10 protein-coding genes are annotated in these 10,679 nt (G+C 72.7%); 3 read left to right on the top strand and 7 right to left on the bottom strand.

Annotated elements, in window-relative coordinates; genetic code table 11:
• Positions 1 to 23 precede the first annotated feature (23 nt).
• The 5 genes from ACFV6I_RS32670 to ACFV6I_RS32650 form a co-directional block, all read right to left on the bottom strand.
• Positions 24 to 857 (bottom strand): MBL fold metallo-hydrolase, encoded by an 834-nt coding sequence (locus ACFV6I_RS32670; protein WP_380335637.1) that lies wholly within the window; start codon positions 855 to 857, stop codon positions 24 to 26.
• Positions 854 to 1,027 carry a hypothetical protein gene (locus ACFV6I_RS32665; RefSeq protein WP_159398479.1) on the bottom strand — a complete coding sequence of 58 codons (174 nt, stop codon included), beginning with the start codon at positions 1,025 to 1,027 and terminating at the stop codon, positions 854 to 856. Before ACFV6I_RS32665 ends, ACFV6I_RS32670 begins: the two co-directional genes overlap by 4 nt.
• Positions 1,028 to 1,113: 86 nt before the next feature.
• The gene (locus tag ACFV6I_RS32660) at positions 1,114 to 1,980 is read right to left on the bottom strand and encodes an NUDIX hydrolase (protein ID WP_380335632.1); all 867 of its coding nucleotides are present in this window, start codon (positions 1,978 to 1,980) and stop codon (positions 1,114 to 1,116) included.
• A gap of 64 nt (positions 1,981 to 2,044) precedes the next feature.
• A complete protein-coding gene (locus ACFV6I_RS32655) occupies positions 2,045 to 2,512 on the bottom strand; it encodes a RidA family protein (protein ID WP_063348662.1) in 468 nt (155 codons plus the stop codon).
• Complete coding sequence (locus ACFV6I_RS32650) at positions 2,509 to 2,667, bottom strand: DUF4177 domain-containing protein (protein WP_167745864.1); 159 nt, start codon at positions 2,665 to 2,667, stop codon at positions 2,509 to 2,511. Before ACFV6I_RS32650 ends, ACFV6I_RS32655 begins: the two co-directional genes overlap by 4 nt.
• Positions 2,668 to 2,875: 208 nt before the next feature.
• On the opposite strand from ACFV6I_RS32650, the gene ACFV6I_RS32645 reads away from it, so the two are divergent.
• Positions 2,876 to 3,958 carry an ArsA-related P-loop ATPase gene (locus ACFV6I_RS32645; RefSeq protein WP_063348661.1) on the top strand — a complete coding sequence of 361 codons (1,083 nt, stop codon included), beginning with the start codon at positions 2,876 to 2,878 and terminating at the stop codon, positions 3,956 to 3,958.
• Between the two features lie 131 nt (positions 3,959 to 4,089).
• On the top strand, positions 4,090 to 5,208 hold the full coding sequence (locus ACFV6I_RS32640) for an ArsA family ATPase (RefSeq protein ID WP_063351282.1): 1,119 nt from the start codon (positions 4,090 to 4,092) through the stop codon (positions 5,206 to 5,208).
• Between the two features lie 218 nt (positions 5,209 to 5,426).
• Here the strand turns inward: ACFV6I_RS32640 and ACFV6I_RS32635 are convergent, their stop codons facing one another.
• Positions 5,427 to 5,750, bottom strand: coding sequence for a WhiB family transcriptional regulator (locus tag ACFV6I_RS32635; protein ID WP_030240986.1), 324 nt, complete (start codon positions 5,748 to 5,750; stop codon positions 5,427 to 5,429).
• 522 nt (positions 5,751 to 6,272) lie between these two features.
• Here ACFV6I_RS32635 and ACFV6I_RS32630 point away from each other — a divergent pair.
• Entirely contained in the window at positions 6,273 to 8,600 is a 2,328-nt protein-coding gene (locus tag ACFV6I_RS32630) for a transglycosylase domain-containing protein (RefSeq protein WP_380429245.1), read from the top strand.
• A 238-nt stretch (positions 8,601 to 8,838) separates the two neighbouring features.
• Here the strand turns inward: ACFV6I_RS32630 and ACFV6I_RS32625 are convergent, their stop codons facing one another.
• Positions 8,839 to 10,224, bottom strand: a complete 1,386-nt coding sequence (locus ACFV6I_RS32625) for an MFS transporter (RefSeq protein ID WP_063350346.1) — start codon at positions 10,222 to 10,224, stop codon at positions 8,839 to 8,841.
• Positions 10,225 to 10,679: the final 455 nt, after the last annotated feature.

Raw genomic sequence — 10,679 nt, 5'->3', positions numbered from 1 at the left:
TGCCCGCCCCGCGCGCGACGGGATCAGTCGAGGCCCGGGATCAGCCCGTGCTCCTCCAGGTACTCCAGCTGCGCCCGGACCGAGAGCTCGGCGGCCGGCCAGAGCGCCCGGTCGACGTCGGCGTAGACCCGGGCCACCACCTCGTCCGCGGTCCGGCAGCCGGCCTCGACCGCGGTCTCCACCTGGGCGAGCCGGTTGGCCCGGTGGGCGAGGTAGTAGTCGACGGCGCCGAGCGCGTCCGCGAGCGCCGGACCGTGGCCGGGCAGCACCGTCCGCACGCCGTGCGCGGAGGCCATCGTGTGCAGGTGGCGCAGCGAGTCCAGGTAGTCGCCGAGCCGGCCGTCGGGGTGGGCGACCATCGTGGTGCCGCGGCCGAGGACGGTGTCGCCGGTGAGGATCGCGCCGTCGGCGGGCAAGTGGAAGGTCAGCGAGTCCGAGGTGTGGCCGGGGGTGGCGACCACCCGCAGGTCGAGGCCGCCGACGTCCAGCCGCTGGCCGTTGACCAGGCCCTCGGAACCCAGCCGGTGCGCCGGGTCCAGGGCGCGCACCTCGGTGCCGGTGAGTTCGGCGAAGCGGGCCGCGCCCTCGGAGTGGTCGGCGTGGCCGTGGGTGAGCAGGGTCAGCGCGATGCGTTTGCCCCGCTGTTCCGCGAGGTCGACCACTCGGCGCAGGTGGCCCTCGTGCAGCGGGCCGGGGTCGACCACCACGGCGAGGTCCGAGCCGGGCTCGGAGAGCAGCCAGGTGTTGGTGCCGTCCAGCGTCATCGGCGACGGGTTCGGCGCCAGCACGCACAGCGCCCGGGGCGTGGCCTCGCCGTCGATGGTGGCGGCCGGGTCGCCCGGCAGGAGCCCGCTCACCGGTTGTCCCCGCGGGGCCGGTGCAGGGCCCTGAGCGGCAGGACCCGGACGAGCGGCCGCTGGGCCGTCTCGACGAACGGGACCTGACTCTCGCAGGCCGGGGTACGGGGGATCAGGCGGCGGGCGGGCAGCTCGGGTGCCGTCCGGCGAGCCACGGCGTTGTGGGTCATCGGGCGTCGGTCCTCTCTGTTCTCTGTTTCGAGTCTGTTCGGCGGCGTCGTCGGCGACAGCGCCGACGAGGGCGGGGCCGGTGCGGTCAGGCGTCCTCGGGGAAGTCCCCGTCGATGGTCAGTTCGTCGTACCCGGGCCAGCGGACCGTCATCCGGTCGCCCCGGACCTCGGCCCGGCCCAGCACCGGCTCCAGCGACCGCCCGACGGCCGCGTCCAGCGCCTCCGCGGCGGTGCGCACCGGCGCCAGCTCGCGCAGCACCGTCACGGTCGGCGGCAGCATCCCGAACCGGCCCTCCTGGTATCCGAGAACGGCCTCGGCGGGCGTCAGCCAGGCCACCCGGTCGGCCTCGCCGACCTCCAGGGCCGCGCTCTGCCCGGCCGGCAGCGCCGCGACGAAGAACCAGGTGTCGTAGCGGCGCTCCTCGAACTCCGGGGTGACCCAGCGGGCCCAGCCGCCCAGCAGGTCGCTGCGCAGCACCAGGGCGTGGTCGCGGAGGAACTCGGCGAAGGAGAGCTCGTGCGCCTCCAGCGCCGCCCGCTCGGCGCTCCAGTCGCGCGGCGCGGCGACGCTGTCCGCGTCCGGGCCGGCCAGCAGGACGCCGGCCTCCTCGAAGGTCTCGCGGACGGCCGCGCAGACCACCGCCCGCGCCGTCCGGGCGTCCACCCCGAGCCGCCGCGCCCACTCCTCGGGCGCCGGTCCGGCCCAGCCCGTCTCCACCTCGGCGTCGCGCGGATCCACCCCGCCGCCCGGGTAGGCGTACATGCCGGCCGCGAAGGCCATCGAGGTGCGCCGGCGCAGCAGGTACGCCTGCGGCCCGGCGGCCGCGTCGCGCAGCAGCACGACCGTCGCGGCGAGCCTGGGCACCGGCGGGGTCAGCACGCCGGAGTCGACCGCCCGGATCCGGGCGGGCCAACCGGGCGGCATCGGGAGCGTCGTCGCTCGATGGTCCATGCCCGGATGCTAAGCGTACGAAGGCGGGGTTGGACAGGCCCAACCCCGCCTTTCGCGATCACACTCAGCTGTTCTTGACGCGCACCTGGAGCTCGACCTCGACCGGGGCGTCCAGCGGCAGCACCGCGACGCCGACCGCACTGCGGGCGTGCACCCCGGCCTCGCCCAGCACCTTGCCGAGCAGCTCGCTGGCACCGTTGATCACGCCCGGCTGGCCGGTGAAGTCGGGGGCGGAGGCGACGAAGCCGACCACCTTCACGACCCGCTCGATCTGGTCCAGGTCACCGATCACCGACTTGATCGCGGCCAGCGCGTTCAGCGCGCAGGTCTGCGCGAGCTCCTTGGCCTCCTCCGGGGAGACCTCGGCGCCGACCTTGCCGGTGCTCGGCAGCTTGCCGCCGACGACCGGCAGCTGGCCGGAGGTGAACACGAACTCGCCCGAGCGCAGGGCCGGCACGTACGCGGCGACCGGAGCGGCCACCGGCGGCAGGGTCAGCCCCAGGTCGGCGAGCTTGGCCTCGACCTTGCTCATGCGTTCTTCTCCCGCTTGAAGTAGGCCACCAGCTGCTCCGGATTCGGGCCCGGCACGACCTGGACGAGCTCCCAGCCGTCCGAGCCGAAGTTGTCCAGGATCTGCTTGGTGGCGTGCACGAGCAGAGGCGCCGTCATGTATTCCCACTTGGTCATGGCCAGACTCTAGACGAGCGGCCACCGCGATCGGCGCCGCCCACGGACCGGCGTGTGAGGTGGCCCACAAAGGGGGCATGATTCAGGCCCGGCCCCCCTGGTGCTCCGGGCATCCGGCGCGCTCCCTGGTTACCCTCGCGAGAGGGCACCGGTAGTTCGGGCCGGCCGACGGAGCGGCCCCGGCCCACGAGACGGACGGAGACGGAGCGTGGCACGCACCCCCGGCCAGGCGGCCCGGCGCGACCCCGACTGGGAGGGCGTCCGGCTGCACGTGGTCAGCGGCAAGGGCGGCACCGGGAAGACCACGCTGGCCGCCGCGCTGGCGCTGGCGCTCGCCGCCGACGGCGGCCGGGTGCTGCTGATCGAGGTCGAGGGGCGCCAGGGCATCGCCGAACTGTTCGGCATCGCCGCCCTCCCGTACGAGGAGCGCCGGATCGCCGCGGTCTCCCGCGCCCAGCTGGGCCTGCCCCCCGACGACGGGGGCGGCGGGGGCGGCGGCGAGGTGTTCGCGCTGGCCATCGACCCCGAGCAGGCGCTGCTCGAGTACCTGGAGATGTTCTACAAGCTCGGCCGGGCCGGCAAGGCGCTGCAGAAGGTCGGCTTCGTCGACTTCGCGACCACCATCGCGCCCGGCGTACGGGACGTCCTGCTCACCGGCAAGGCCTGCGAGGCGGCCCGGCGCAAGGGCCCCGACGGCCGCCGCCGCTACGACGCGGTCGTGATGGACGCGCCGCCGACCGGGCGGCTCACCCGGTTCCTGAACGTGAACGCCGAGGTCGCCGGGCTGGCCCGGATCGGGCCGATACACACCCAGGCGCAGGCCGTGATGCGGGTGCTGAAATCGCCGGAGACCGCGGTGCACCTGGTCACCCTGCTGGAGGAGATGCCGGTGCAGGAGACGGTCGACGGCTTCGCCGAGCTGCGCGAGGCCAGGCTCCCGGTGGGCGGGGTGATGGTCAACATGGTCCGGCCGCCGGTGCTGGACGCCGCGGCGGTGGCCGCGGTGGACGGGAACCACCGCGAGGAGGTCGCCCTGGCCCTCGGCGAGGCCGGGCTCGGCGGGCGCTCGCGCAAGCCGGAGACGGTCCGGGCGGCGGTGGAGCCGCTGCTCGACCCGTTGCTGGAGCAGGCCAGGGAGCACGCCGAGCGGGTCGAGCTGGAGCGCGAGCAGCGCGCCGACCTCCAGCAACTGCGGCTCCCCACGTACGAACTGCCACTGCTGGGCGAGGGCGTGGACCTCGGCGGGCTGTACCGGCTGGCGGGCGAACTGAAGCGGCAGGGGGCGGCGTGACCACCAACGGAACCAGCGGAGCCAGCGGGAACGGCGGGGGCGGCCGGGCCCACGGCGGCGGTAGCAGCGGCGGGGTCGGCAACGGCGGCAGCGGTGTCCGGGCCGTCGGCAGCCGGCTCGCCGTCGACAGGCTGATCGACGACCCGAGGACCAGGATCATCGTCTGCTGCGGCTCCGGCGGCGTCGGCAAGACCACCACCGCCGCGGCGATCGGCCTGCGGGCCGCCGAACGCGGCCGCAAGGTCGTCGTTCTGACCATCGACCCGGCCCGCCGGCTCGCCCAGTCGATGGGCCTCACCGAGCTGGACAACACCCCCCGGGTCGTCAAGGGGGTCACCGGCGACGGCGAGCTGCAAGCCATGATGCTCGACATGAAGCGGACCTTCGACGAGGTCGTGCTCGCCCACGCCGAACCCGAACGGGCCAAGGCGATCATGGAGAACCCGTTCTACCAGTCCCTGTCGGCCGGCTTCGCGGGCACGCAGGAGTACATGGCGATGGAGAAGCTCGGGCAGCTGCGCGACGCCGAGGAATGGGACCTGATCGTCGTCGACACCCCGCCGTCCCGCTCCGCGCTGGACTTCCTGGACGCGCCCAACCGGCTCGGCTCCTTCCTCGACGGCCGGGTGATCCGGATCCTGACCGCCCCCGCCAAGGTCGGCGGCCGCAGCGCGATGAGGTTCCTCAACGCCGGCATGGGCCTGATCACCGGCACCCTGGGCAAGATCTTCGGCGCCCAGCTGCTCACCGACGTGCAGACCTTCGTCAGCGCGATGGACTCCATGTTCGGCGGCTTCCGCGAGCGCGCCGACCGCACGTACCAGCTGCTCAAGGCGCCGGGCACGGCGTTCCTGGTGGTGGCCGCGCCGGAGCGGGACGCGCTGCGCGAGGCGGCGTACTTCGTCGACCGGCTCGCCGCGGACCGGATGCCGCTGGCCGGTCTGGTGCTCAACCGGGTACACGGCTCGGGCGCGCCGCAGCTCACCGCGGAACGGGCGCTGGCGGCCGCAGAGGCACTGGAGGAGAACGGCTCGGAGCACGCCTCGCCCGAGGCCGAACTGCTCGCGGCCGGGCTGCTGAGGCTGCACGCCGAACGGATGCAGATCATGGGGCGGGAGCGCCGCACCCGCGACCGCTTCGTCTCCGTGTACCCGGACGTGCCGATCGTGGAGGTCGCCGCGCTGCCGGGCGACGTGCACGACCTGGACGGGCTGCGCGCCATCGGGGACCGGCTCAGCGGCACCGCGTAGGCACCGGCCCGGCCCGGGCGCCCGGCACCGGAGCGCCCGGCGCGAACGCCCTCGATGTGGATGTCCTCGATGCGGATGTCCTCAGCACGGATGTCCTCAGCGTGAACGTCCTCGGCGCGGGTGCGCCGGACACGAGTGCGCCAGGCATCGATGTCCTCAGCCCGATGGCCCCCCGGCACCGGTCTGCCACGGCGCGGGTCCGCACCGCGCCGGCGTGCTCAGCCCGCCTGGGCGTAGTCCGTCAGTATCACGCCGGTCGCGAGGGACTCCTCGTACTCGGTGCGGGCCGTCTCCAGCAGCCTCCGCCACGAGATGACCGTCGGGCGGCGGCGCAGCAGCGCCCGGCGCTCGCGTTCCGTCATCCCGCCCCAGACCCCGAACTCGACCCGGTTGTCCAGTGCGTCCGCCAGGCACTCCGTGCGGACGGGGCAACCGCTGCACACCGCCTTGGCGCGATTCTGCGCCGCCCCCTGGACGAACAACTCGTCCGGATCACTCGTGCGGCAGGCGGCCTGCGCACTCCAGTCGTCAACCCAGCCCATCCCGGCGCCGTCCTCTCCCGTATCGAGGCTCCCCCACGGCGGCAACGGCATATTCACCGTTGCCAGTTGAGGACGTTACGGAAGAACGACAGCGAGCAACAGCCCCTCCGGGCTCAATCTCGCATGACCCGATTGGACTATGGGTACCGGTCAGCTCACTCGTTGGAGTGATCGCAGGTCGCAAGCCTTGTCAATCGCGGCGCAGCAACTCTCGCCACGCGCGTCATCACAGAGCGCTACCGTTCACACGAGTGCAGCAGGCCGCAGCCGCCTCAAAAACCCTCTAATATCGGGCAATTCGGGCAAGTCTCTGCACTCACAAGAGTGAATGGTGTTGACGCACCGAAGCTGTCGCAAGCTTGTGACAAGCGTAGGGGAACACCTGCCCCTATGGGCGGGATTCCGGGACGTAGGGTTCTCCTCATGGCACCGAAGCGCCCCCAGGCATCCCAGCCCCCAGGCAACACCGGAGCTCCGCGCGATAAGCGCCGCGAGTCGCCGCTCGACATCGCGGGACACGGAGTGAAGTTCCTGGGCGTCAGCGTGCTCTCCGGAGTCCTGCTGGCAGGCCTCGCCCTGCCCGCCGTCGGCGCCATCGGGCTGACCGCCAAGGACACGGCGGAGAGCTTCTCCAACATCTCCGATGACTTCAAGACCCCGCCGCTCACCCAGGCGACGCAGATCTTCGACGCCAAGGGCGGCCTGATCGCCAAGGTGTACGAGCGCGACCGCACCGTCCTCACCGCCGACCAGATGTCACCGTTCATGCGGCACGCCCAGGTCGACATCGAGGACGCCCGCTTCTACGAGCACGGCGCCGTCGACCTCAAGGGCGTGCTCCGCGCCATCGGCAAGAACGCCGAGAGCGGCACCACCTCGCAGGGCGCCTCGACGCTGACCCAGCAGTACGTGAAGAACGTCAACGTCGAGAAGGCCGGCGACGACCAGGCCGCGGTGCTGGAGGCGCAGCGCAAGACCCTGGGCCGCAAGATCCAGGAACTCAAGGTCGCGATCAAGCTGGAGGAGGACCTGTCGAAGGACCAGATCCTCACCAACTACCTCAACATCACCTTCTACGGCCACCAGGCCTACGGCATCGAAGCCGCCTCCCAGCGCTACTTCAGCAAGAGCAACAAGGACCTGACCGTCGCCGAGGCCGCCACCCTGGCCGGCATGGTGCAGAACCCGTCGTCCTACGACCCGGTGCGCTACCCCGACAACACGGTCAAGCGCCGCAACGTCGTGATCGACAAGATGCTCGAGAACAAGCACATCACCGCGGACCAGGCCAAGGAGGCCAAGGCCGCCCCGCTGGGCCTGAAGTTCAAGGACCCGCAGAACGGCTGCATCACCGCCCAGGCCGGCATGGGCTTCTTCTGCGACTACGTGCGCCACGTGGTCAAGCAGGACCCGGCGTTCGGCAAGAGCGTCGCCGACCGCAAGAAGCTGTGGGACACCGGCGGTCTGAACATCTACACCACGCTGGACCCGGACAAGCAGGCCGCCGCCCAGAACGCCGTCACCAAGAAGGTCAACGTGACGGACACGGTCTCGGCCGCCGCGACCATGATGGAGCCCGGCACCGGCAAGATCCTGGCCATGGCCCAGACCCGCCCGTACGGCCTGGACCCGAACAAGAACCAGACCGTCGTCAACCTCAACGTCGACTCCGCGATGGGCGGCGGCAACGGCTTCCAGACCGGCTCGACGTTCAAGCCGATCCTCGCCGCGGCGGCCCTGGAGTCGGGCCTGTCGCCCACCCAGCCGTTCCCCTCCGAGAACAAGATCGACTACCCGCAGATGACCACCTGCACGGGTACCTGGAGGAACACCGACAAGCCCAAGGCCACGGTGAAGAACGAGTCGACCGGCGAGGTCGGCCCGTACGAGCTCAAGCAGGCCATGGCCCTCTCGGTCAACACCTACTTCGTGCAGATGGAGCAGCAGGTCGGCCTCTGCGCGATGAAGCAGATGGCCAACAAGCTGGGCATCACCCAGTCCGCCAAGGGCGACGCCTTCCAGGAGGTCCCCTCGATGGTCCTCGGCACCCTGGAGCTCAGCCCGCTGACCATGTCGAACGTCTACGCGACCTTCGCGGCCCGCGGCAAGTACTGCACCCCGGTCGCGATCAACAAGATCAGCACGGTCGACGGCAAGGAGGTCAAGGTCCCGCAGACCACCTGCAGCCAGGCCTTCTCCGAGCAGACCGCGGACGCCCTCAACACCGTCCTGCTCAACGTGACCGAGAAGGGCACCGCGGCCGCGCTCAAGCTCGACGACGGCCGGCAGATCGCCGGTAAGACCGGTACCACCGACGAGAAGAAGGCCGCCTGGTTCAGCGGCTACACCCCGTCGCTGGCCACCTCCGTCTGGCTCGGCGGCCCGGCCGGCGGCGTCAAGATGAAGAACATCAACATCGGCGGCAAGCACTTCGACGAGGTGTTCGGCGCCGACGGCCCCGGTCCGATCTGGCAGCTGGCGATGAACCAGGCCCTCAAGGGCTCGTCGCCGGAGCAGATCCAGACCATCAACATCCCGGACCCGGCGCCCAAGACCGACCCCAACGCCAACCTGAGCGGCGGGGCCACGCCGCCGGCCGACCCCAACGCCCAGCAGCAGCCCGGCGGCAACCCGCCGCCCCAGGGCGGGAACCCCGCGGGGAGCCCCGGTGGCAACCCGGGCGGGAACCCGGGTGGGAACCCCGGCGGCGGCAACCCGGGCGGCGGCAGCAACAACGCCGGCGGGATGATCGGCGGCGGGTTCACCTTCCCGCCGGGCGTCATCGGCGGGAACAACGGCGGCAACGGTGGCAACGGCAACGGCGGCAAGCACGGCGGCAACAACGGCTGACCGGCCCCCGGCCCGGGCACGACACGACGAAGGGGCGCCCAACCAATAAAAAAAAGGGGGGGGCCCCAAAGGGGGGGGGCCACCGGTGCAACCCGGCCCGGGCCCCCAGCGCCCCAAATGACGGGGGGTGGGGGGGCGGGGGGCCGCCCGCGGGGCGGGCCGGGCCCGCCGCCGCCGGTGCGTCACGCGGTGGCCGTCAGCGCAGCTCAGCGCACCCGCAGCGCAGCTCGGCGCGCCCTCAGCGCGCCGTCTGCGGGACGCGCTGCCCCGGGACGGCCGGCCTGGCGGCCTTGCGGCCCGCGGCCGGGGCGGCGCCCAGGGCGGTGCCCCGGGTCTCCTCGGCCCACAGCACGCACACCAGCAGGCCGACCACGGTGGTGCCGGCCGCGATGAGCATGGTCGGGCCGGTGCCCAGCCCGGACAGCGACAGCGGCAGCAGGTAGGTGCCGACGGCCGCGCCGATCCGGCTCACCGAGGTCGCCACGCCCACCGCCGTCGCCCGGATCTCGGTGGGGAAGAGCTCGTTGGGGTAGGTCCAGTCGAGGACGTTGGGCCCGCCGCACAGGAAGGCGTACGCGCACAGCGCCGTCAGGGCGATGGCCGCCGGGGCGGTGGGCCACACGCCCAGCAGGGCCAGCGGGACGGCCATCAGGGCGAACGACCAGATGATGACGGGGCGCCGGCCGCGGGTGTCGATCAGGCGCAGCGCCGGGAAGCAGCCGAGCAGGAAGACGAGGCTGATCAGCCCGGTGCCCAGGGTCTCCATCACGGTGCCGCCGGGCATGCCGAAGGAGGAGAGGATCTGCGGGCCGAAGGTGAGCATCGCGAACAGCGGGCCGACCTGGCAGAGGAAGAACAGGCCGCAGAACAGGGTGCGGCGCCGGTAGGGCGGGGTCATCAGCAGGCGCAGCCCGCCGGGGCGGCCGCGCTCGGCCGGGTCGGGCATCAGCTCGCGGCCGTCCACCCGTACGCCGAGGTGCTTCTCGACCACGCGCACCGCGTCGCCGACCCGCCCGTGGGCGGCCAGCCAGCGCGGGGACTCCGGCGTACCGCGACGGATCACCAGGAACACCACGCACAGCACCGTGGAACTCGCGAGCATCCACCGCCAACTGCCGGGCCCGGCCAGCTCCAGGAACGCGTAGCCCACCACGTAGGCGAGCACGGAGCCGGCGTACCAGGCGATGATCTGCTGACCGAGCAGCCGCCCGCGCTGCTTGGCGGGCAGCCACTCGGCGAGCAGGGACGTGGCGATGGGGTAGTCGGCGGCCACGGCCATGCCGAGCACGAAGCGCAGCACGGCGATCGCCCACACCGTGTCGACCCAGAAGGAGAGCACCGAGCAGGCGACCATCACGAGCAGGTCGGCGGTGTACATCACCTCCCGGCCGATCCGGTCGGTCAGCACGCCGAAGAGCGCGCCGCCGACGAACATGCCCACCAGCGCGGCGGCGCCGATCAGGCTGACCTCCGCGGTGGACAGGCCGAGCTCGGGTCGCATCCCGATCAGGGCGACGCCGACGATGCTCAGGATGTAGCCGTCGAGCAGCGGCCCACCGGAACAGGCGAGGGCCAGTCTCCGGTGGAAGGCGGTATACGGGGCGTTGTCGATGGTCTGGGACATGTGCTGGGGGTCCTCCGGAGCGTACGGCGGCGGATGGCCCGCTCACCGTGCGCCGGGTAGACGGCAAGAAAAGACGCCGTCCGGCGGACGGCGCCATCACCCGCTCACACCGGGCGACCGTCCACGGTTGCCCGGGTACGAGGGGGCCGCCACCGGGCCGAAGGTCGGCCGGAGTCGCGACCAAGGTCCCGAAGCGGACAGGACCTCGGACCGTGTCGCGACCCCGCCCGCCCAGTCCTGCCGGGCCCTGCCGCCGCCCGGACGCCCGCCCGCCCGCCGGGCGTGACCCTTCTCACCCGGAGGCCCCCGAGGGCCCCGATCGTGTGACCGGCGCCACATCCGGCCGTGTCGCCGGCGGGGCCCCCCGCCCCCGCCCCCCCCGACCCGCGCGCCCGGGGGGCGCCCGCGCGCGCCGCCGCGCGGCGCCCCCCCCCCCCCCCCCCGGGGCCCCCCCG

The organism is Kitasatospora sp. NPDC059803 (genome assembly GCF_042732255.1).
GTDB lineage: Bacteria > Actinomycetota > Actinomycetes > Streptomycetales > Streptomycetaceae > Kitasatospora.
Note: the sequence above shows the minus strand (reverse complement) of the source record. Positions and strands in the feature narration are given on the sequence as shown.